Genomic DNA, 22,050 nt, shown 5'->3' on the forward strand with positions numbered 1-22,050 from the left:
ATTACGCCTCTTTTACCCAGACTTTGAGACTTCCGGTTACCTTCGGATGAAGTCGTACCGGAACATTGGTAACACCCAGGTTACGGATCGGATTCTCCATCTGGAGCTTTTTCTTATCGATATCAAGATTCAGTTGTTTTTTGGCTGCCTCTGAGATTTCTTTTGAGGATACAGAACCGAATGTTCTTCCGCCTTCACCTACCTTCAGAGTAAGGATAACCTCCTTTGTGGAAAGCTCCTCTGCAAATGCCTTGGCAGCGTCCAGATTTTCCTGTGCAACCTTTTCTTCATTTGCCTTACGGAGTTTCAGGTCATTGAGATTCTTGGATGTAGCTTCAACACCAAGCTTTTTTGGCAGGATCATGTTTCTTGCATATCCGTCACTTACATTTACGATCTGTCCCTTTTTACCCAGGGATTTAACATCTTCCAGAAGAATTACTTTCATTTCTATTTGTCCCCTTCCTGATATAACTGGTCTATAATTTCTTTCAGCATTCTTTCGGTCTCATCCATGGTGTCTTTCACCTGTGCACCGGCAATATTCAGATGTCCGCCGCCGCCCATCCGTTCCATCATGACCTGTACATTCACTTCATCAATGGCTCTGGCACTGATGTAAACCTCATTATTATAGCTGGTAAGAACAAAAGATGCCTTGACTCCTGCGATATTGAGCAGCTCATTGGCCGCCTGTGCTCCTACAACGGTAGGACTTTCCAGACCTTCACTCGGACATCTTGCAATGGCAAAATAATCTCTGTAGATCTCCGCAGTACGAACTGCCTCCGCTCTCGCCTTATAGGAATCAATATTATCCCGGAGCATCTTACGTACACGTGTCACATCTGCTCCGCATCTGCGCAGGAATGCTGCTGCCTCAAAGGTACGCACACCCGCTCTTGTTGTAAAGTTGTTGGTATCAATCATGATACCCGCATAAATACAGTCCGCCTCAATACTGCGAAGCTTCAGCCCGTCTGCAAAATACTGCAGGATCTCTGCGATCATCTCGCAGCTTGAGGATGCATATGGCTCCACATAGGACAGAACTGCATTCTGGATCACCTCGCTGCCGCGGCGGTGATGATCCAATACCACAATGGTCTTTGTCATATAGAGAAGATCCTGGCATTCGGTATAGCTTGGCTTGTTGGTATCCACTACAACCACTACCGTATTATTATCCACAAGCTCTTTGGCCTGATTACTGTCCACAAACATGGATGGTTCATAATCCGGGTTCTCCATAAAGCCACTCATCAGAGGCCGGATGGATGTGGTCGGATCATTAATTACAATGTGCACCGGCTTACCAAGAGTCTTGCCTGCACGGTAAATACCGATGCCTGCTCCCAGAGCATCCACGTCGGTGATCTTATGTCCCATGACAACCACACGGTCCTTGGTACTCATAAATTCCTTCAGCGCCTGGGCCTTCACGCGGGCCTTTACACGGGTGGATTTCTCCATCTGCTGAGCTTTACCGCCAATGTAGGTGATATTATTGCCATTTTTGATCACTACCTGGTCGCCGCCACGTCCCAGTGCCATCTCAATGGCAATTCTGGCATATTCATAATTCTGAATATAAGTGGAAGCATTCAGACCGATTCCAATACTTAAAGTCACTGCCATCTCGTTTCCGATGTTAACAGTCTTTACCTCATCCAGAATATGGAATCTCTGTTCCTTCAGAGTTTCCAGCGAGCTCTGGCGCATGATCAGGAGATATTTATCTTTCTCCAGCTTCTTTACAAGACCGTCAAAGTTGGAAAAGTACTTCGTGATCTTACGGTCGATCAGTGCGATCAGAAGAGATCTCCGCACATCCTCCACACTTTCAAGAGCTTCCTCATAATTATCCAGATAAGCCAGGGCTACTACAAGCTTATTATCTTCATTCTTCTGAATGTATTCCTTAAGCTCTGTCTCATCATAAAGATACATGGCGATCAGGCTAACATTCTGGGACATATCCTCCAGAATATCTGCATGGCTTACCACTTCTCCCATGGTCACCCTCTGCATGGACACACGATAGATCCGATCCCCGAAATGCGTACTCATCTCGGAAATTTCCAGCTCATCGGCTACCGGAAGCTTGTCCGGAGTAATGTCCGGAAAAACTGTGCTGATATTTTTTTTATAAAACTGATCTCTGCCCGTGATCTCCGAAAAGATCCGGTTGGACCAGATCATACGGCCTTCCATATCCATAATGGCATAGGGAAGTGCCAGTTCTTCCAGCATCCTCTTTTCCACCACATCATACTGATTGGCAAATGCTATCATATCATTGATGATCAGCGGTTTGTGATATCGGAAAAGCTGTACTGCGATAAAAATATAAATAACAGTACCTACAGACACCAGAATTCCGGCCTTCACACTTACAATAAACACCAGCAGGTCCAGCAGCACCACCAGAACCGAAAGATACAGTGGCCAGCGCATGAAGTGTTTCATAGGCCCTTTAAATTTGACTTTGTTGTTCATTGCTTTTTCCTGTTCTCAACGTAATAAAAACCACAAGTTATCTATCATTATACCAGATTTCTTATTATAATTCCATAGTTATGATAAAATCTGTTACAGCCGGAAAACGCTGCCATACACTGCATGACTGGAAACGTCCGTTTTATAGCTTTATGTCGTCACAGAAAATAAAAAACAGGACCGCTGCCATCCAGATGACTGCTCATCTGTCTGGCAACGATCCTGTGGATGATCGGAATTAGTCCTGAACGTATGGCATCAGGGACATATGACGTGCTCTCTTAACAGCAACTGTCAGTGCTCTCTGATGTTTTGCACAGTTACCTGTAATTCTTCTCGGGAGAATCTTACCTCTCTCGGAAACATACTTTCTTAACTTTGCTACATCCTTGTAATCGATCTCGTTATTCTCTTTACCGCAGAATACACAAACTTTTTTTCTTCTGCGTCCGCCTCTTCTCTTCATCGGAGAATCTGGTCTCTCGCCTCTATTGTAAGCCATGATTGTTTCCTCCTATCTTATTCGTCTCATCTGTCTTGATCAGATGTTCTAGTTGAACGGCAGCTCCTCATCAATTCCATCTGGAATATTCATGAAGCCGTCGGCGCTTGCTGCGCTCGGACTTGGCATAGACGGTGCAGGTGCTGCTTCTGTTCTCGGATGAGATGCTGCATAGCTGTCGCTTGACGCTTTGCTCTCAGCAAATTCCTGATCCTCAACAACAACCTCTGTCGTATAAACCTTCTGTCCCTCACGGTTCGTATAACTTCCTGTCTGAATACGTCCCGTAACTGCAATTTTCAGTCCCTGTCTGAAATACTTTTCCGCAAACTCTGCTGTCCGTCCGAAAGAAACACAGTTGATAAAATCAGCATTTGCTTCTCCGTCACGACGGAATCTGCGGTCAACTGCCAGTGTATATCTGGCGATTGCCAGGGCATTTTCTCCTGCGGAATATCTTACCTCAGGATCTCTTGTCAAGCGTCCCATTAATATTACTTTGTTCATCGTTCTACCTCTCTTATGATCTCAGATTTCACTTAACTGAACAGGTTCTTAATGGTGTTTTCGAAAATCCGCTGCAAAAATTATGCCTCTTTCTTGACAACCAGGTATCTTAATACATTGTCCATGATGCGGACATGTCTCTCGATCTCCGCCGGGCACTGAGAATCTGCTTCAAACTGAATAAAATAGTAGAAGCCTTCATGCATTTTCTGAATCTCGTAAGCTAATTTCTTCTTACCCCATTCTTCAACTTCTGTGATCACGCCGTTGTAACGTGTAATATAGCTTTTTGCTTTCTCAACTACAGCGTCACGTGCTTCGTCCTCAAGCTTAGCGCTCACAACTAATGCTAACTCGTACTTGTTCATGCTTGTCTTAACCTCCTTATGGTCTTTTGGCCCTTTGCCTGTCAAAGAGCAAGGATATGAAATATATCACGATTGTTGATTCTAGCATATCTTTCCCGTGATGTAAAGCATAAATTTAATTTTTTTCGAATTTTTTCAAATCTCGTGTATTTTTCTCCACAAGCTTGCGCGCTACCATGATCTGGTGTCCGCAGCCCTTGCATTTCAGGCGGAAATCCGCTCCTACACGAAGGATCTCCCATTCTTTGCTGCCACAGGGGTGCGCCTTCTTCAGTGTGACAATATCTCCTACTTCATAATTTAATCCCATTTGATACTCCTCATTTTTCTTTTTTCCGGATATTTTAGTCAAACGGATAAAAATATCCGCATTCACTACGTAGCCCTGCACCGGATAACTGCTATGCAGTTTATCAGATCCGTATCTGAGAGAACACCTTTCCGATCGGTTCTTTAATAAGAAGATCCGCATATTTGTCTCTCGGTGTCGGCGCCTTGTTGATCACCACCAGATGATTTCCCCTGAAATAATCGATCAGACCTGCTGCCGGATACACAGCCAGGGATGTTCCTCCGATGATCAGAACCTCCGCCTCTGAAATTGCTCTTACAGATTCCTGGATCGTATAGTCATCCAGACCTTCCTCATAGAGAACCACATCCGGTTTGATCATACCACCACAGGTACATTTCGGAACTCCTTCTGACTCCTTCATATACTTAAAATCATAGAATTTCCCACACTTCATACAATGATTGCGGTAAACACTTCCGTGAAGTTCCAGAACTTTTTTGCTTCCTGCCATCTGATGAAGATTGTCAATATTCTGAGTGATCACCGCTTTCAGCTTTCCTGCCTGCTCCATCTCTGCCAGTTTCAGATGTGCCGCATTGGGTTTTGCAGTATCACAAAGCATCTTATCTCTGTAAAATTTAAAAAATTCTTCAGGCCTGCGCATAAAAAATGTATGGCTTAAGATCGTCTCCGGCGGATAATCATACTTCTGGTTATACAGCCCGTCCTGGCTTCGAAAATCCGGGATCCCGCTTTCCGTGGAAACTCCTGCTCCGCCGAAAAATACAATATTATTGCTCTCATCAATGATCTTCTGTAATTTTCCTATTTCATTTTCCATATGAATCTTCCTCCCTTATTTTTCACATAAAAAATGGCTACTGTGGATCCACTGCGTTTACTCTTTTTCCCTGCACAACAAAACGTGTTGCCTGATTACCGGTGCATGTAGACAATGTAACGATCTTATCTTTCACATTCGCCTCACCCTCACCTGCTTCTGTTTTAATCTCGGAATTCTTGAACATTTTTTTCTCATATTCCAGAAATTCCTTACCAGGACCTTTAAACAGGGTATACGTATCACTGTTCACCGAAGTTGTGTATGCGGCAATGATCTCATAGCGGTAGTTCTTCTTCGGGGTAAGTATCCAGAAATATTTGCTGGTATTGTAAAGCGTTTCATCTGCCCTGTATTTTTTCAGCATTCCAAACATGGAGCCATTCTTCATATTATGTCCGTACACCAGCGTGTTGCAGTCACTGAAATCCCTCTTATTCTCATAATCAATAAAGATTGTTCCTGCAAAATTATAATTTTTCTCATAAGTCTGGTGAAGATACATATTATTATCCTTGCCCTGTACCATCGGATAACTGATCTGAGGAAGTGCCTCCATATAAATCCAGCCGATCACATCATCATTAATACTTTTAAGAGATGCAAAATCAACATTTATAGGAGCCACCGGCTGTTGTTCCTCCGGCTGTCCCAGATCTTCCGATGCATCCGGATCACGCTCCGTCACTGCCATTTCTGAAATGCTGTTATACTCATCTGTGCCTTTTTTATACTCTGTATAAATATGATAAAGGTTAAAGGCAGCATAGCAGAACACCACAACTGCCACGATCAGCACCAGAGTCAGAACATAATCTCCTGCCGTTTTTTTCTTTTTCGCCTTGTCTTTCCTGCTCATAATCACACTCCTTTGATCTGTCAGGATTTTCTGGTTTCTGTATTTATTATAAATACCCCTCTGTTTTCTTGCAACTGTTTTGTTTTTATCACATTTTATATAGAAAGAAGCCGCCTCGGAATGGGCATCCGAAGCGGCTTGTAAGGTATATTCTATTTCAGAGCTGCTGTTATTTTTCAGGCCAGTTCTTTTCCTGTAAGCATTTTGTATGCCTGGAGATATTTCTCAATAGTCTTGTCAACGATCTCCTGCGGAAGTGTCCAGTCGTTGTCCGGATTGGCTTTCAGCCAGTCACGTGCAAACTGTTTGTCAAAGGATGGCTGACCATGTCCTGGTTCATAGCCTTCTGCCGGCCAGAAACGGGAGCTGTCCGGTGTCAGCATCTCATCACCGATGACCATGTTTCCGTCCTCATCAAGACCAAACTCGAATTTTGTATCTGCAATGATGATTCCCTTGCTGAGTGCATACTCTGCACATTTTTTGTAAAGAGCAATGGTGTTGTCACGAAGCTTTTCTGCATACTCGCGTCCTTTTCCCGGGAAGTATTTCTCAAGATGATCGATACTCTGCTCAAAGGAAATATTCTCATCGTGATCACCGATCTCAGCCTTGGTAGATGGTGTGTAGATCGGCTCAGGCAGCTTGTCGGATTCCTTCAGTCCCTCCGGAAGCTTGATGCCGCATACAGTGCCGTTCTCCTTGTAGCTTGCCCAGCCGCTTCCTGTGATGTATCCACGTACGATACACTCGATCGGCAGCATGTTCAGTTTACGGCACATCATGGATTTTCCTTCGAATTTCTCCTGCTGGAAAAACTCCGGCATATCCTTGGTATCTACAGAGATCATGTGGTTCGGAAGAATGTCCTCAGTCATGTCAAACCAGAATTTGGACATCTGGGTCAGTACAGCACCTTTCTTTGTAACTTCGTTATTCAGAATTACGTCAAAGCAGCTGATACGGTCTGTTGCAACCATGATCAGACTGTCTCCATTGTCATAGATCTCACGTACTTTACCTTCTTTGATTGGTTTTAATTCCTGCATGTTCTCACACCTCATCATTCGGTTATTTGATTTTTGTTTTCGACACCGTTACCGTATCACCTCACAAGCCCTCCTGTCAAGATGTCAGGCCCCTTTCAGTCATAAGTATTCGTTAAGGGATCATTCATATTTCTAATAGCGACGCACATTCCTCCTGAAGCTTTTTCTCCTGCTTCCGGTAAAGAAGCTTCTCACTACAGGCAAAATAAGGATCACAGCCATACTCCCGGATAAAGGCCGCCGCATGGCTGTTCCTGGTCAATCCGGTGACAAAAAGCACCGTTTCCTGTCCGTCCCCGAAGCATTCCTTCATAAATCTAAATGCCTGTTCCAGCTCCCCGCTGATCTTTTTCGCACAGGCTTTTCTCTTCTCCGCCATTTCCGTAAACAGCTGCCGGATCCGTTCAAAGCCAGCCTCTGTTTCTGTGATATGCTCCTTTCGGATAGTAAGGCTGAATTCCTCCAGAGTGCGGATCACAAGCTCTTCCGTAGTCTGCTGATCTGCGGTAAGAAGCTCCGCCTCCAGACGGACAGCCAGACTTTTCTTCTTCATATCTGTAAATTCATCCAGCGCTGTCATGTCCTTTTTATCCTGAAGAAAAGCTTTCAGATGCAGAAGTTCCTGATAAACAGCACCTGTTTCACCATCCATCTTCTCATAGGTCAGAAAACTTCCGTTCAGACCGTCAAGCAGAAGCCCTGTCACAAGGAAGCGTTCCTCAAAGGAAGCTTCCTTCGCCATTTTTACCTTTTTCTGCTGTTCCTCCTCCGGCATCTCTCCGGAAAGCAGACGTTCCAGGCCATAGTCCTCTCCGTACTTCCGGTACAGCTGATAGCTGGCAAAAAAGCTTCTTGCGATCTCCTCTCTGCATAAATACTCCCCGACCAGATTCTCTGTGATCTCCACGCCCAGCTCCTCATAAGCCTTCAGGATCTCAGACAGGTCTTCCCAGCCTCTTGCTGTCACGAAGAATTTCCCGTCCACTGTATTTTCCACAGAATAAAAATGATCCTTTTTCATGCCGAGATAAGCCAGGATCGATCCGTGGATCTCCTTTTTCCAGGCATACTCCATCCACACCTCAAGATCTGCCTCGATATCCATCCTCCGCACACGGTCCAGTGTTACAATATCAAACTCCCGGACCGATTTATTATATTCCGGAGGATTTCCTGCTGCCGCGATCAGCCATCCTTCCGGCACACTGTGGCTTCCGAAGGTCTTGTTCTGAAGGAACTGCAGCATGGTAGGCGCAAGTGTCTCGGAGACACAGTTGATCTCATCGATAAACAGGATTCCCTCCTTCTTTCCGGTACGTTCCATACAATCATACACAGAAGCAATGATCTCGCTTAAGGTATACTCTGTGATGCTGACCTCTTTTCCGTTGTAGCACCGGGTCACGATCCTTGGCAGTCCTACCGCACTCTGTCTTGTATGATGGGTAATGGTATAGGCTACCAGACCTACCTCGCATTCCTCTGCCACCTGCTCCATGATCGCTGTTTTCCCGATTCCGGGAGGTCCCATAAGCAGGATGGGACGCTGCCGGAGTTTGGGAAATGTGTAGCGTCCGGCTGCATCCTTCCGGTTGTAAGCCAGTAAGGTATGTTTGATCTCTTCTTTTGCCTCTTTTATGTTCATGTTCTGTAACGCACTCCTTCCTGCTCTGCCACAAGCCGGATCGCCCAGGGCGGAACAAGCTCCATTTTTTCTGTTTTATGTAAAAATACAAAGGCCGTTTCATAATCCGGTTTGCTTCCGGGATATATCCCGTCCCCGTCTGTAAAATAGATCAGAGCCTTAAGACTGCGGATTTCTTTTTTCTCCTGCTGCTCCTTCACATACCGGAACACCGGCCGGAAATCTGTTCCGCCCCGGCCCTGTATGGTGATATTTTTGCTGTATTCCTTCCATTCTTCCTCGGAATGGATCACCTTAACATCCTGGATACAGCAGTCACACTGGATCAGGTACACCTTCATTTTATGGAAAAAATTCTCTTTTTCACTGAGAATGGAATACGTTTCTCCAAGGAATCTCCGCACAGTCTCTCCATCACAGGAGCCGGAAGTATCAATGGCGATCACCAGCTCCTCCAGACGGTTCACTTCCTTATATTCCAGCGGCTCGATCAGCGGAAGATTTCCATAATGCTCCATCCCGTAATTATAAAAAATATAATCAAAGCTTTCCGTATCCAGCTCCACCTCTTCCCGCAGCACAGAAAACTGACGGAGAAACTTTTTGTAATCGTATCTTCCGGATCTTACCGTTCCTGCCTCTTCCTTCTGGTCCCCTTTCTGGCATCCCCGCCGTTTCCGGTGATCCTGACGGTTTGCGGCAGTATAGGAAAGAAGCTTGTTCCATTTTTCCTTTGTTCTTTTTCCTTTTTCTCCTGTGCAGGTGTCCCACAGGGTGTGATCATCAAAATGAAAGGCTTCCTCCAGTTCTTCCAGGTGAAACGGAAAAGCCTGTTCCTTCAGCTTCCGGCATATCTTTTCTGCGGAATCCGACCTGTCTCCCAGAATATGAAAAACCTTTTCACGGATTTTTTTCGCATCGCCGCCTGTCTCCAGAATCGGGATCTTTTCCCTGGAAATGATCTGTTCCACCGCAATATCACAGGCCAGGTTCCATAAGCGTCTGTCCTCCTGATCCTCCCGAAAAAGGTGCAGATACAGACAGTGCAGCAGCATATGCAGATAACCTCTTCGCACTGCCTCCGGCTTTTTTACATAAAGCTTCAGAAGATATTCCGGGGAAAAAAGCAAAAAAGCTCCATCTGTTCCAATAGTTCCGGTCTGCTCTGAGCCCTTCCCGGAAATGCAGGCAAAAGCACCGTCCAGATATGGAAAATAGTAGTACAGTTCGTTCCTTATATTTTCCAGGATATGTATTCCAAGCTCTTCCTGCCTCCGTTCCACCGAATCCGCCTCCATTCCCGATTTCCTGAAAAAATCACAGCTCGAATTTCTTCTCTTTAAATCCATAATTTGCTTTTTTCAAATGGAGAAGTCCCATCAGTGCTGCAGGTCTCCTCCACTCTTCAGCCAGTTTCAGGAACACCTCCAGCTCCTGTTCCCCAAACCATTCGTTCTCATAAAGCTTCTCGATCTTTTCCCAGTCATCTTCCAGGATCAGGCGTTCCACAGCCGGACGGATCCTTTTCTTAAGATATGCTCCATAATGCGCGCGTTCCTCTTCCTCCACACCTTCCTCCAGAAAATATCCCCGCAGAGCAACTGCCAGCCGCAGCGGCTCCTGTTTGGTACTTCCGAATTTCCGGTAAAGATGAATGGCCTCTTCTTTGGCATCCTCGTTCTCTGCCCGCATTTCAAGAGCAGTGGCAGCAACTTCCACATCTTTTTGAAAACGGCTTAATTCTGTCATAATGATCCCTCCTGTCTGCTGTCTGTTTATAGTGTTCGAGGAAATGCTTTTGTATGACATTATCATATCACGTACCGCTTTGTTTGAACATTATTTTTTGATAAAAAAGAAACCGCCATTGCCTTTTTACGACAATGACGGTCTGAAGATTTTTCTCAGATTCCCTTTTTATAAAGAATAAATGAATAGATCATTGGCACAAGGATGACCAGCAAAATTACCGCAAAAACAATTTCCGTTTTCAGAAGCAGCGAGTTCATAAGAAAAAGCAGCCCTGACAGGATCAGTATCCAGCCTGTCATACGGTTGGTACGGTTCCAGTTCTCTTCGCTGTTCAAGGTCCAGGGAAGCTTCATTCCCACTGTATAATTCTGTTTCACCTTATGAACGTAATTTCCGAGAATGATAAACATGATCCCCACCATGATATTCACGATCACACCTATATCAATGTCCATACCCAGAGCAAGACCATAGATTGACATGCAGGTGATCACAGACACCACCGGAACCAGCCACAGGACCATGGTAAAAATACGCCTGTTGATATTTTTTCTCTTTGGATCATTGGCTGTAAAAAACACGCAAAACAGATGGATCAGCAAAAGCAGAAACGGAATTCCAAAAACTGCCATCGGCTTGCTGCTCCAGCCGTTGGCCAGATTATGCTGATCAAAATGTGTTGCGATCTTCTCCGGCAGACGGTTCCACAGCAGGATCCCTGCCAGTGACGGTGAGACCGTAAGGATACTCCCGGAGATCAGAGACATTTTATATTCCTTCAGAAACTCTTTTCTTTCTTCACCTTTCATCATTCTTTCCCCCTTTCAGATCACTGAGCCACAGAAGCAGCTCCTCTACAACTGTAGTATTCAGTTCGTAATACACGAAATTCTTCACCTTCGTCTCCCACACAAGATCTGCTTTCTTCAAAATTTTCAGATGATAGGATATGGTTGCGCCTGTCATGTCAAAATGTCCTCCGATCTCACCGGCTGACATTTTCCCGTTTTTCAGAAGCTGCAGGATTTCTCTCCGCACAGGATCCGAAAGTGCCTTGAAGGTTTCCGCAAACGCCATCGTGTATGTCTTCCTCCTTTTGGATGGTATTTAGAAATATTTCTAAATAGAATATATCATTTTCAGATTTCCCAGTCAATAAGTATTTAGATTTTTTTCTAAATACTTACATTTGTCATCTATAAAAAAATGAGGATACCGATCATCGCCTCTGCGACCTTACGATATCCTCATTCACCATCGATCAACCATTATTTATTTTTTCCCCTCTTAAACCTACCTCATGCAAAAACCAAGACTGGATGTGATCTCCGGCGCAAGCTCCGGCACATGTGCACAAAAGTCCATCTCTCTGCCAAGGCCAATGGATGCAACTCCAAGAATGGATTTGCCATTTACTGTTCTGCTTCCCCTTTTCAGATCCACTGCAAACGGAAAATGCTCCGTCACATCAAGAAAACGGTTCACTTCATCCATGCTCTCAAACTGTACTTTTTTTACTGTCATCGTTTTTTTCACCTCTTTTCTCTATCTATACTACTATTTTACTATGATATAATTATTTGTATAGAGTATTTTTTTTATAAAAAAGGTGATTTTTTTAGATGTTATCTTCTCCTATTTCTGTTACAATATAAAAAAACAACACCCAGGAGGTATCAGAATGTCAAAAAAGAACCTTATCGCAGGACAATCCGGCGGACCGACCGCAGCTATCAACAGCAGTCTTTACGGTGTGGTATCTGAAGCACTTAAACATACAGAAGAGATTGACCATGTTTATGGTATGGTCAACGGCATTGAGGGATTTTTAAACGGAACAGTCCTTGATTTCCAGGAAGCACTTCCGGGAGAGCAGCTTCTCGCTCTTACCTGGACCCCCGGCGCTTACCTTGGCTCCTGCCGTTACAAGCTTCCGGAATCCCTGGAGGATCCGGTTTATCCGAAGCTTTTTCAGAAATTCGAGGAGATGAATATCGGCTGGTTCTTTTATATCGGCGGCAACGATTCCATGGATACCGTCAGCAAGCTTTCCCGCTATGCTGAAAAGATCGGCAGCGACATCCGTATCCTCGGTGAGCCGAAGACCATTGATAACGATCTTGTAAACACCGACCATACTCCCGGATTCGGAAGTGCTGCCCGCTACGTAGCCTCCACCGTCCGTGAGATCACCCTGGACGCCTGCGTCTACGAGAAAAAATCTGTCACTATCATCGAGATCATGGGACGTCACGCAGGCTGGCTCACCGGAGCTGCTGCCCTTGCCCGGAAATATGTTGGAGACAATCCGCTTCTCATTTATCTTCCGGAAACCGATTTCGATGTAGAAGAATTTCTCCAGAAAGTTCATGCTGCCTTCGAGAAAAACTGCAACGTCGTAGTCTGTGTATCTGAGGGAATCCATGATAAAGACGGCACTTTCATCTGCGAATACGACAGCGCTGCCGGAACCGACGCCTTCGGTCACAAGATGCTTGCTGGCTGCGGTAAATATCTTGAGAATCTTGTACGCAGCCGTCTTGGTGTCAAAGCCCGCTCCGTAGAGCTCAATGTAAGCCAGCGCTGCTCTGCAGCTATGCTCGCCGGAACAGACCAGCAAGAAGGCATCCTCGCCGGTGAATTTGGTGTACAGGCTGCCCTGAACGGCGAAACCGGAAAGATGATCGCATTTAAACGTCAGAGTGATTCTCCGTACTCCATGAAATGTACACTGGAGGATGTCAACGTTATCTGCAACGAAGAAAAGACGGTCCCTGTGGAATGGATCACAGAAGACGGCTCCGATGTCACCGAAGACTTTATCCGCTATGCCCGCCCGCTGATCCAGGGAACTGTAAATGTTCCGGTTGGCGAGGATGGACTGCCGGCGTTCGTGTATCGGAAATAAGATTTGTGGTAATGCGGATAAAAATATCCACATTTGCTGCGTAACTCTGTCCTGAGTAACTGTTTATCCGTCATTCGATAAAAAATGCACCGGGAATTTCCTAATAGTTCCCGATGCATTTTCTTTATTTCTCTATATATATTTTTCTTTTTTATTTCTTACTGCGGTATGCTTCTGCTTCCCAGTGTGTGATAAAATATGTGATCTCATCAGTCATCTGCAGCGGGCCGCCAAAGCTCTCTGCATACACTGCAAGCTTGATCGCATCCTTTACCAGAAGCTGTGCCTTTGCTGCCTTTCCTTTGTCATCTTCCATGATAAATGCGCCAACGCCCTGTACCAGGATCAGTCTTGGCTCTTTATCATGCTCTGCCATAAATGCATCCAGCGTATTTTTCGCCTCATCAATATTTTCTACAAATAACGGATAAGGTCCGCAATATACAATATGATCCGGAGTAAACGGCTTCAGAAGAGGTGCCGCAGCAGTTTTATCTTTTACAAAATGATCCGCCTCCGCAGCCGGTACGACTTCCACCGCATGTCCGAGCAGACTGGAAAGCTTCTGTGCTGCCTGCTCTTTTTCAGGTGTAACTGCATCACTTACATCCGCAGTTCTCTTTACGTGCTTTTCCAGCTTTCCGATCACACCATCGAATAAAACGCCGATCTCCTCTACCGTATCAGCCGCAACAAAAATTCCGTGATTCTGAAGCAGAAGAACCTGCACGTCTTTTCCTGTTTCTTCTTTATAGGCATTCATTTTCTCGAAGCAGATACGGGCAAGTGTGTATCCCGGTTTGCAGATATCGATCCAGAGTACATCTTTTCCAAGAAGCTCTTCGCAAAGAGCCTTTGCGCCCTTTCCGCAGGTCAGTCCATTGATAAGTGTCGGATGAACATGCAGGACATACGTATAGGCAAACAGATTGTGGAGCAGTGCTTCCACGCTGGGACGTTTGGTTTTATCCTCATCGGTCACTGCCGCCATTACATCTGCAAGATATGCAGATTCACGCTTCACATCATCCGCCGGATATTCCGTTTTCATGATCTCATTCAGACGGGCTCTGTCCATTTTGACAAATTCCTCTGCCTTAATGGTAGCAAGCTGTGTACCGGATCCCTTTACATACAGTGTTGTATCGTCTTTTACAGAAGTATTACCGCCTCCTGCCAGAACATAGGCCGGATTGCTTCCGTAAGTGTTTGACATTTTTACCAAAGTTGAAAGCTCCATAAGTAAAATTCCTCCCTGTTGTGTCATTATATGATTTTTCCATATATTTATAGTACACGATACAAAGTGAATTATCTATATGAATATTTTTTCCAAAATTAGTACTTTCGTATCCTTTTTTTATTTTTCCAAATGTAATATCTATGCATCTACTCTTTCCAAAGGAAATGATCTGTTTCTGCTTTTCATATTTTTTCCAATTCTCATCATCTCACGTCAGCAGTTCAAAGGTATGATACAGATCCACCTTCCCATACCCCCACTCCGGGTTTGGGTACTGCATGTTTTCTTCTCTTCTTGCGCCTCTCTGCAGATAATATTTCACGCTGCTCCCGGTAAAAAACGGCTGGTTATCCCGTATGATCGCCCATTCAAACAGAAGTGCCGCGATACCGGCGGTCTGTGCGGCGGAGATACTGGTTCCGGAGCGGGTTCCAAAGTCGCCTCGTACCAGCGGCACTTTTACGTTAACGCCAGGAGCTGCCAGATGTGGAGTGATCATGCCATCTGGCGTATAGCCTCTGCCTGCTGCAATGTAGATGCTTCCGTCACGATGCTGGTAGGCAGTTGCCGTAATGCTGTTCCTGGCGTCTCCCGGCGCTGTCACCGTGGTATAGGGGGATGGTTCCAGAAAATAGGTATCCTGTGAGATCAGCCCTTCCACAGGAAGCCATATATGGAACTGTACGTTCTGTTGATTTCTTGCCTGGGTAAAAATTTTCCAGATACCGGACGCCGGATGGAAAAATCGGATATACACCAGGGAATATCCGGTCTGACGCTCGATCAAGATATAATTCACATACACCTTTGTTTCCACAAAAACAAATGACAGCTCCTGGGTTCTGGAACCTATGGAACTGCTGACTTCCAGTATCTCACCGGTTGGTGACTGGATGGAAAGCTCATAGATTTCCGGCGGTTCTCCCCAGAATTCTATGGTAAAGCCCTGCTCTCTTTCCGCTACACGGAGTTCTGTCACGATCTGTTCCCTTCCCTGAGAAAAAATCCCCGTACTGTGGTTTCTTGTATTTCCTTCGTTTCCTGCTGCCACAGATACGGATACCTGAGAAAAATTTGCCACATAGTCCACATACTGGCTTAACGCATTGGTCCCCAGATGCGCGCCCTGGCTGCTTCCGATCCCCAGGCAGATAGAAAGTGGCATCTTCAGCTTTTTGGCCTGGGAAATCGCAAAAGCAATGGCCATCATCACATCATTTTCCTGAAAAGCTTCTGCCTCCGGAGGATAAAGATAAAAATTCCGGAGATATTGCTTTGCCGGCTTTACCTTGATGATGATCAGGGTTGCCTCCGGCGCTGCTCCGGTAAAATTTTCTCCGGGTACCATATTTCCGGCAGCAATACCCGCCAGTGCCGTGCCATGGCCGTTGGTATCTCTGGATGGCACGATGGCAAACGGCTCCTCGGAAGCCAGTGCCCGGTCGATATCCTTTTTCCGGAATAATTTGCCATATGGAACTTCTGTATCTGCTATATCATCCCCCGGCAAATTATCTGCATCTCCATTTTCAGCTTCCAACTCCCGTCCAGACTGATTTTGTTCTTCCTCTTCTATGGACTGATCCCATAAATAAGCGATTCTGGAGCCGCCTGCATTTCGAAACACTTCATTCTGATAATCAATCCCCGAATCGATCACCGCCACCGCAGTACCTTTTCCACGCAGCTTCAGATAAGGGTGATCGTGCAGCCTGTTGATCCCTGATTCCCCTGCTGCCTCCATATCCATGTAGGTATAACATTTCGGGATCGAATTATAGGAGGTTCCCGTGACCTCAATTTCTCCCATACTTTCCAGCGGAACATAAAGAACCCCGAAAATTTCATTGATCGCCCTAAAAGATGCCCCCGGAAAAAGTTCCATAGTATCCTGGACATTCTGCATATATTTCACGATAAAATCCCCGAAGCGCTGACTCTGTGCCGGATTTTCCGTCTGCGCTCCGGGGATCTTATCCTCTGTTTTCATATTTGGTTCAAAATCTTCTTTTCTGAGCATGACAGGCCTGCTTTCGCCTTTTTCATAGATGTATGCAGCGAAAACCTGTCCTTATACCACTATTGTCCAACTTTTTCCTGATACATGGGACTTCCCTGATCCGTTTAAACACTGCTCTTGCTATCTCTTTTTTTCCTGATCCGTATCAGCAGCACGATCCCCGCAATCCCTGTAAAAATACTGATAAACTGGGAAGTCGACAAAATTCCCACACTTCCACGGATAATATCCCCACGGAAAAACTCGATCACAAACCGTCCAATGCTATAAAAGATCAGATAACAGGCAGTAACCTGACCATCTTCTTTTTTGTTCCGTGCGATCAGCAACAACAAAAGAAAATGCAGAAAATCCAGTCCGCTAGAATACAACTGCGTCGGGATCAGCGCCACGTGATTGGGCGCATATTCGGAATTCTGAAATATCACAGAAAAAACACTCTCTGTCTCTTTTCCATAACAGCAGCCCGCCAGGAAACATCCGATCCGTCCAAATCCCTGGGCCAGTGCCACAGATGGCAGGATCACATCCGCATATTTAAAAAATACAAGCTTTCTGATCCTGCAATACAGAAGTCCCGTCAGTATCCCGCCGATGATACCGCCAAACACCACAAATCCGGAGCTTAAAGTTTCCATTATAAATCCCGGATCCTGAACAATTGATTTCCACTCTGTGATCCAGAAGAGAAGCTTTGCACAGAAAAATCCACCCACCAGGCACCACAGGATCATTGGAAAGATCTGTTCACTGTCAAGCTTCTGTTTTCCGGCTCTATATTCTGCAGTCAGGCAGCCTGCCAAAATTCCAATGGCGATCATCAGACCATAACCGTATACCGTAAATGGCCCGATGGTAAGAAGTTCATTTTTCATCGGTTTCCTCCTGTTATCTCATTCTTATTTCCGTCATGATCTTCGCTCCCGTATGCGGACAGAAAACATTCCAGCAATGCAGCATTGGCCCGGTCATTCAAGGCGCTGTTTCCAGATTCTACCACATCACATTCACCACAGATATCCATGCCCAGGATTCCCTCTGCACATATTTCTCTGACTCTCTTCAGACATTCCAGCATCGTATCCAGGCGCATATCCCCCTGGCTCCAGTTCATGTCCGCATCATCCTTGCAGAGAACATCTTTATCCACAGAAATGTACAGCGGCAGCTTTCCCACATGCTTGCTTACAAACGCACACACCTGCGCCTCTTCCATTTCCAGAAGCTTCTCTCTGCTCAAGAATTCCACCTTTTCCTGAATCTCCGATTCCACTCTGGAAAAAGCTTCCTCATCCGGGCCGATCAGGATCACCCTCTTAAGCAATGGAAGTTCCATAACAGAATCGTAGATCCATCCTCCGCAGGAAAGCAGACCTCCGAATGCCGGCGGCTGCATATCCGTGTGATTGTCAAATACAAGAAGCGAGAAAGGCTCCGATATCTTTTCCAGCCAGATCCTTGTCATATAGTGATAGTTTCCGGAATCAATAAAATGGATTCCTCCGGAAGAATAAGGGGCAATACGGCTGCGAATGGCATTCATCGCATCCTCATCACAGTAGCAGTTGGTTCCGGGAATGTCCCTGGCCTCCACCCGGGATACTTCTTTTCCCCTCCAGAACTGCTGATCCTCATATATTCCGGAAAAATCCATCATCAGTATCTTTATATTTTTATCTGTATTTTTCATGTGCACATCTTACCACGGAATGGCAGATGATGCAAGAGAAGGGTCAGTCCTTCCACTCTTCCAGTTCTTCATCGGAACCGTCCAGAAGATCCTTCAGGCTGCCGGTTTCCGCCTGGTCTTTGCCTACAGCCCAGAGCTTCATCTCCACATTCTCCGGTTCTTTTTCCCATCGGGAATTCTTCTGCTTTTGCTCTTCTTCCGGTTCTGTGGATTCTTCTGTCTCTTTTCTGTCCGCAGAATATCCGTCTGCATCCTGCGCCGGCATAGCCGCTGTAGTCTCTGCTGTAGTTTCTGTTGGATATTCTGTTTCCTTCCCACTCTGCTGCTCACTCGGCGCGTTTTCATCCTGGGTTCTTATATCATTTGGCACATCCATATCTGCCGTTTCATTTACAGCATCTGAACTGTCTGCAACAGAATCTTCCTTCTCTGTCTCCGCCTTTTTTGCGATCTTTCGAAGCCCCAGCTTCATAATAATATAGAATACGATATCCGCAGCTCCGTCACACACCAGCACCCAGCCGGAAAAGATCAGCAGAGTCATGATCTTCGGAAATCTTCCAAACAGCATCACGATTCCAAGTGCAATGAAAACAAGACTTCCGATCAGAAGCACGCTCCATGCGCCGTTTCCTCCTTTTTTCAGAAGGAAGGCTCCTTTAAACTTCCACAGACTGTCAACCAGTACAAATGCGCTGAGCATCCATGGAAGCAGTTTGATCACAATGGACGGTGTCATAAAAAGAAACACCCCCAGCACAAAAACAACCACACCACTTAGAAGATCCATGATCGTAGCTTTCGCTTTTCCACGTATGTAAATATAGATATGATAAATGCCAGCTCCGATGAGGATCAGCCCGAATACTACTTTGCAGATCACGTCCACCGTCTGCGTGGGGATCAGGATCAGGCAAAGTCCCAGCAGTATATAAAATACTGAGGAGATGATCTCACCCTTTAGAATGTTGTTGATTTTTTCACCCATGTTCCTTCATACCTCCTCTGTTATTCCAACAGTATAGCTCTTTTCCACTGGTCAGTCCACCCTGAACCGTCAAAAAAATTTCTTTTTTCCAGAAAAATATTCTTATAATTCAATACAGCCCGAAGGACTTTTCCGGCGTCATTTCGCCTTGTTCCTTCAGGCTGTATTTTACTTTTTATGTTTCTTCTTTTTTGTCATAAGACCACCGATCCGTCCGGTTTCTTTTGCAGAAAGGCTTTTCCACCCGTCTTTGATCACTTTATCCAGAACTCCCATCTCATCGGCAATCTCGTATTTCAGTTTTTCCGCCTGAGAAAGCTTTCCCTCAAGATATGCTTTTACTTCTTTCTCCCTGTTCATCTTCCACACTCCTCATCTTTTTTATGGAGTATGGACAATTTCCGGATAAATTATGCATTCTGAAAAATATGTCCGTCCTTTATGGGTACTGTCATTTTTAATCCGGGATAATGATCGCCGCAATGATATACGCCAGGATTCCGGCTCCGCCCATCAGCGTGATGATCACCCATACCAGCCGGACAAGAGTCGGATCGATATTAAAGTATTCCGCAATTCCGCCGCAGACACCACATAACATACGGTTTACTGATGATTTGTATAGTTTTTTGTTACTCATAATGCTTCCTCCTTTAATCTTCTTCAAATTCAACCTCAACGTTTCCCATTCCGCAATCCAGTTTTATATTTTTCGTGGCACCTTCATTTGTGATCTGTTTATTTCCGGAAGTAATGGATGTTTCCAGAGAATCATCCACCTCCAGATTTCCAAGACCACATTTCAGCTCATAATTATACTCAGTAGCTTTTCCTGTAAGTGTAAGCTCCATATCTCCCATACCACAGCTTCCTTTTAAATTCTCCACCTGAAGTTCACTGATGTCAGCAGTTCCCACTCCGACTGTAAAATCTGCTTCCTTTATATCCAGGCTGCTGGAATTTTCAATGGTTCCGGCCCCCACATTTACTTCCATCTGCTCCGCTTTAAAATCACCATCCAGTTCGATGGTTCCGGCTCCCATCTGAAGTTTTATCTTCTGAAAGCTTAAGTTTTCCGGGCAAAAAATTTCTATGGAACGGTTTCTCACTTTTTGATTGCTTGCAATTCTCAGACTACCGTTGTTATTGCTGATCTGAATGCGATTGTGATCCTTCCCTGAAACTTTCACCTGGACTTTATCCTCATTCCATGTTTTCAAAACCAGTTCTTCGTATCTCAGATCACAGAAAAGGTCTGACACAGCCGAGGCCTCATATACTTTCGTATATGCGGAACTGTCTGCACTGTCTGCCAGAACGCCCTTCTCAGTTACCGCGCTCTCTGCAGCTGCCTGAAAATCGTCCTCCTGCTCATCCATATCTTCCTCGGAATCTTCCACTTCCCAGCTGTCTTCATGATCCAGAACACGAAGCACCTGCGTGATTCCATGATCCAGAACACTCACATCTCCCATAGTCGCTCCCATGGCAGCTCCGCCGGCAGTAAGTCCCAGGCCTGCTACACCGAATACCGCTGCAAGGATCAGAATTACCTTCAGAAAACGTTTCATACTTTTTCCGCCTTTCTTCCATTCAGGAGACTGCTGCAGAATCCCGTAAATTTCCGCAGGATCGCCGGCAGTATCTTACCTGTAAACCACACCGTCAGTAACAGTAACAAAAGTCCAAGTGCCATCATCAGGCATCCGATACCGATAGTCAGGATTCCGGCCGGCGGAAGAGACACCGTCATGGCAATCCCAACAACAATGCACGCAACTGCACCGATCACAAGGATGATCGATCCCGCTCCTGCAAAAAATGTCAGCAGGAAAGGCAGCAATGCCAGTGTCACCAAAATCCCCAGTACTCCGCCAAATAATCCTTTTATCAGAGGAGCCGCAAAAACAAGAACGATCAGCGCAAGAATGATTCCTGCCTTATTCTGCTTTTTCTCTGCGTGATAGCCGCGCTGGGCACGTCTTTTCCTGCGGTCTTCGAAATTTTCTGTATTTCCCGTATCACGATGGGCCTCTCCCTGTTCATTTCCGTATACGGTTACTTCTGTATAATGGTCCGGCATTTCCCCGTTCTCTTTCACACGGGTATCCTGATATCCGTTCTCTGTGTATTCCCCGTAATCTTCACTGTTCTCCTGAAGATCTGCCTTAATGATCGCAGCAACCTTCCCCGGATTTCCCAGTTCCCGGATCACTTCTCCTTCATTCTCAGGACCTGCATCATCAAAATATCCTTCATAATATTCCAGTGCTTCCTGTCTCTCTGCCTCTGAAATATCGGAAAGCAGCCGTTCAAGCTGTTCCATAAACTGCTTTCTGTTCATAATCAAACTCCCTCCTCAAACATCCTGGTGATCTTGGATGAATAGATCTCCCATTCACTTCTGTAAAGATTCAGCTGCGCTGCGCCCTTATCTGTCAGCTTATAATATTTCCGGTTTCTGCCTGCATATTCCATATTGTAGGCTTCCAGACATTCATCCTTCTGAAGCCTGCGAAGGACCGGATACAGCGTAGATTCTGAAACCTCCAGAACACTTCGCACATCCTGGGTGATCTTGTACCCGTAGGTACCGTCCTTCTCTCTGGAAATAACAGCCAGGACGATCGCATCCAGGAGGGCTGCTCCTGTATTAAATACCATCTGCTCACCTCTCTATGACCTGTAAAACGGACCTTCACATTCCGTCTTACTACATGCTGATGAACGCGATCACTTCACGATCCAACGCTCACATGATAAGTCATGTAATATTGTTCTGTGAATAATACTATATATCGTATAATATAGTTTTGTCAATAGTATTTAGAAAAATCCCTCTATACTTTATAATATTTTTCGGAAACCACTCTTTTCACACAAT

26 protein-coding genes are annotated in these 22,050 nt (G+C 45.4%); 1 reads left to right on the forward strand and 25 read right to left on the reverse strand.

The features are described from left to right. Nucleotide 1: 1 nt before the first annotated feature. The 15 genes from rplI to DWW77_RS06725 all read right to left on the reverse strand — a co-directional run bounded on the left by rplI (nucleotide 2) and on the right by DWW77_RS06725 (nucleotide 11,841). Nucleotides 2–448: a 50S ribosomal protein L9 gene (gene rplI / locus DWW77_RS06655; RefSeq protein ID WP_118608331.1), complete on the reverse strand. Its 447-nt coding sequence runs from the start codon at nucleotides 446–448 to the stop codon at nucleotides 2–4. A 2-nt stretch (nucleotides 449–450) separates the two neighbouring features. Further along, complete coding sequence (locus tag DWW77_RS06660; protein WP_021977099.1) at nucleotides 451–2,499, reverse strand: DHH family phosphoesterase; 2,049 nt, start codon at nucleotides 2,497–2,499, stop codon at nucleotides 451–453. Between the two features lie 238 nt (nucleotides 2,500–2,737). Beyond that, entirely contained in the window at nucleotides 2,738–3,001 is a 264-nt protein-coding gene (gene rpsR / locus DWW77_RS06665) for a 30S ribosomal protein S18 (RefSeq protein ID WP_021651398.1), read from the reverse strand. Nucleotides 3,002–3,049: 48 nt separating this feature from the next. Next, complete coding sequence (locus tag DWW77_RS06670; protein WP_021977098.1) at nucleotides 3,050–3,508, reverse strand: single-stranded DNA-binding protein; 459 nt, start codon at nucleotides 3,506–3,508, stop codon at nucleotides 3,050–3,052. Between the two features lie 80 nt (nucleotides 3,509–3,588). After that, complete coding sequence (rpsF, locus tag DWW77_RS06675) at nucleotides 3,589–3,876, reverse strand: 30S ribosomal protein S6 (protein WP_021977097.1); 288 nt, start codon at nucleotides 3,874–3,876, stop codon at nucleotides 3,589–3,591. A gap of 115 nt (nucleotides 3,877–3,991) precedes the next feature. Beyond that, nucleotides 3,992–4,186: a DUF951 domain-containing protein gene (locus DWW77_RS06680; RefSeq protein ID WP_118514300.1), complete on the reverse strand. Its 195-nt coding sequence runs from the start codon at nucleotides 4,184–4,186 to the stop codon at nucleotides 3,992–3,994. Nucleotides 4,187–4,289: 103 nt separating this feature from the next. Next, nucleotides 4,290–5,012 (reverse strand): NAD-dependent protein deacylase, encoded by a 723-nt coding sequence (locus tag DWW77_RS06685; RefSeq protein WP_021977095.1) that lies wholly within the window; start codon nucleotides 5,010–5,012, stop codon nucleotides 4,290–4,292. A 37-nt stretch (nucleotides 5,013–5,049) separates the two neighbouring features. After that, nucleotides 5,050–5,871: a class B sortase gene (gene srtB / locus DWW77_RS06690; RefSeq protein ID WP_021977094.1), complete on the reverse strand. Its 822-nt coding sequence runs from the start codon at nucleotides 5,869–5,871 to the stop codon at nucleotides 5,050–5,052. Nucleotides 5,872–6,047: 176 nt separating this feature from the next. After that, entirely contained in the window at nucleotides 6,048–6,920 is an 873-nt protein-coding gene (locus tag DWW77_RS06695) for a phosphoribosylaminoimidazolesuccinocarboxamide synthase (protein ID WP_015527192.1), read from the reverse strand. Between the two features lie 124 nt (nucleotides 6,921–7,044). Next, entirely contained in the window at nucleotides 7,045–8,565 is a 1,521-nt protein-coding gene (locus DWW77_RS06700; protein ID WP_114002151.1) for an ATP-binding protein, read from the reverse strand. Further along, nucleotides 8,562–9,848, reverse strand: a complete 1,287-nt coding sequence (locus tag DWW77_RS06705; protein ID WP_242981967.1) for a vWA domain-containing protein — start codon at nucleotides 9,846–9,848, stop codon at nucleotides 8,562–8,564. The genes DWW77_RS06700 and DWW77_RS06705 overlap by 4 nt, the downstream gene beginning before the upstream one ends. A gap of 34 nt (nucleotides 9,849–9,882) precedes the next feature. After that, nucleotides 9,883–10,314 (reverse strand): hypothetical protein, encoded by a 432-nt coding sequence (locus DWW77_RS06710; protein WP_092068357.1) that lies wholly within the window; start codon nucleotides 10,312–10,314, stop codon nucleotides 9,883–9,885. Between the two features lie 155 nt (nucleotides 10,315–10,469). Further along, a complete protein-coding gene (locus DWW77_RS06715; protein WP_242981968.1) occupies nucleotides 10,470–11,129 on the reverse strand; it encodes an SdpI family protein in 660 nt (219 codons plus the stop codon). Continuing rightward, nucleotides 11,116–11,394: an autorepressor SdpR family transcription factor gene (locus DWW77_RS06720; protein WP_015527197.1), complete on the reverse strand. Its 279-nt coding sequence runs from the start codon at nucleotides 11,392–11,394 to the stop codon at nucleotides 11,116–11,118. The genes DWW77_RS06715 and DWW77_RS06720 overlap by 14 nt, the downstream gene beginning before the upstream one ends. A 216-nt stretch (nucleotides 11,395–11,610) precedes the next feature. Next, nucleotides 11,611–11,841 carry an HPr family phosphocarrier protein gene (locus DWW77_RS06725; protein ID WP_015527198.1) on the reverse strand — a complete coding sequence of 77 codons (231 nt, stop codon included), beginning with the start codon at nucleotides 11,839–11,841 and terminating at the stop codon, nucleotides 11,611–11,613. 157 nt (nucleotides 11,842–11,998) lie between these two features. On the opposite strand from DWW77_RS06725, the gene DWW77_RS06730 reads away from it, so the two are divergent. Beyond that, on the forward strand, nucleotides 11,999–13,225 hold the full coding sequence (locus DWW77_RS06730) for a 6-phosphofructokinase (RefSeq protein WP_015527199.1): 1,227 nt from the start codon (nucleotides 11,999–12,001) through the stop codon (nucleotides 13,223–13,225). A gap of 151 nt (nucleotides 13,226–13,376) precedes the next feature. Here DWW77_RS06730 and DWW77_RS06735 read toward each other — a convergent pair whose 3' ends face one another. The 10 genes from DWW77_RS06735 to DWW77_RS06780 form a co-directional block, all read right to left on the reverse strand. Then, nucleotides 13,377–14,465 carry a class II aldolase/adducin family protein gene (locus DWW77_RS06735; RefSeq protein WP_114002153.1) on the reverse strand — a complete coding sequence of 363 codons (1,089 nt, stop codon included), beginning with the start codon at nucleotides 14,463–14,465 and terminating at the stop codon, nucleotides 13,377–13,379. Between the two features lie 211 nt (nucleotides 14,466–14,676). Continuing rightward, nucleotides 14,677–16,488 carry a S8 family peptidase gene (locus DWW77_RS06740; protein WP_015527201.1) on the reverse strand — a complete coding sequence of 604 codons (1,812 nt, stop codon included), beginning with the start codon at nucleotides 16,486–16,488 and terminating at the stop codon, nucleotides 14,677–14,679. Between the two features lie 104 nt (nucleotides 16,489–16,592). Next, entirely contained in the window at nucleotides 16,593–17,363 is a 771-nt protein-coding gene (locus DWW77_RS06745; RefSeq protein ID WP_015527202.1) for a prolipoprotein diacylglyceryl transferase, read from the reverse strand. Beyond that, nucleotides 17,360–18,178, reverse strand: coding sequence for an arginase family protein (locus DWW77_RS06750; protein WP_118608332.1), 819 nt, complete (start codon nucleotides 18,176–18,178; stop codon nucleotides 17,360–17,362). The genes DWW77_RS06745 and DWW77_RS06750 overlap by 4 nt, the downstream gene beginning before the upstream one ends. Nucleotides 18,179–18,221: 43 nt before the next feature. Then, nucleotides 18,222–19,166 carry a DUF308 domain-containing protein gene (locus tag DWW77_RS06755; RefSeq protein WP_118608333.1) on the reverse strand — a complete coding sequence of 315 codons (945 nt, stop codon included), beginning with the start codon at nucleotides 19,164–19,166 and terminating at the stop codon, nucleotides 18,222–18,224. A gap of 168 nt (nucleotides 19,167–19,334) precedes the next feature. Continuing rightward, entirely contained in the window at nucleotides 19,335–19,526 is a 192-nt protein-coding gene (locus DWW77_RS06760; protein WP_015527205.1) for an alpha/beta-type small acid-soluble spore protein, read from the reverse strand. Nucleotides 19,527–19,623: 97 nt separating this feature from the next. After that, a complete protein-coding gene (locus DWW77_RS06765; protein WP_015527206.1) occupies nucleotides 19,624–19,806 on the reverse strand; it encodes a PspC domain-containing protein in 183 nt (60 codons plus the stop codon). 13 nt (nucleotides 19,807–19,819) lie between these two features. Continuing rightward, nucleotides 19,820–20,737, reverse strand: a complete 918-nt coding sequence (locus tag DWW77_RS06770; RefSeq protein ID WP_118608334.1) for a DUF4097 family beta strand repeat-containing protein — start codon at nucleotides 20,735–20,737, stop codon at nucleotides 19,820–19,822. Continuing rightward, nucleotides 20,734–21,510 (reverse strand): DUF1700 domain-containing protein, encoded by a 777-nt coding sequence (locus tag DWW77_RS06775; RefSeq protein ID WP_021651339.1) that lies wholly within the window; start codon nucleotides 21,508–21,510, stop codon nucleotides 20,734–20,736. The genes DWW77_RS06770 and DWW77_RS06775 overlap by 4 nt, the downstream gene beginning before the upstream one ends. A 2-nt stretch (nucleotides 21,511–21,512) precedes the next feature. Then, nucleotides 21,513–21,830: a PadR family transcriptional regulator gene (locus DWW77_RS06780; RefSeq protein ID WP_015527209.1), complete on the reverse strand. Its 318-nt coding sequence runs from the start codon at nucleotides 21,828–21,830 to the stop codon at nucleotides 21,513–21,515. Between the last annotated feature and the right edge of the window lie 220 nt (nucleotides 21,831–22,050).

The sequence above is a fragment of the Ruminococcus sp. AF17-12 genome, from assembly GCF_003479245.1.
GTDB classification, from domain to species: Bacteria; Bacillota; Clostridia; order Lachnospirales; family Lachnospiraceae; genus Blautia_A; species Blautia_A fusiformis.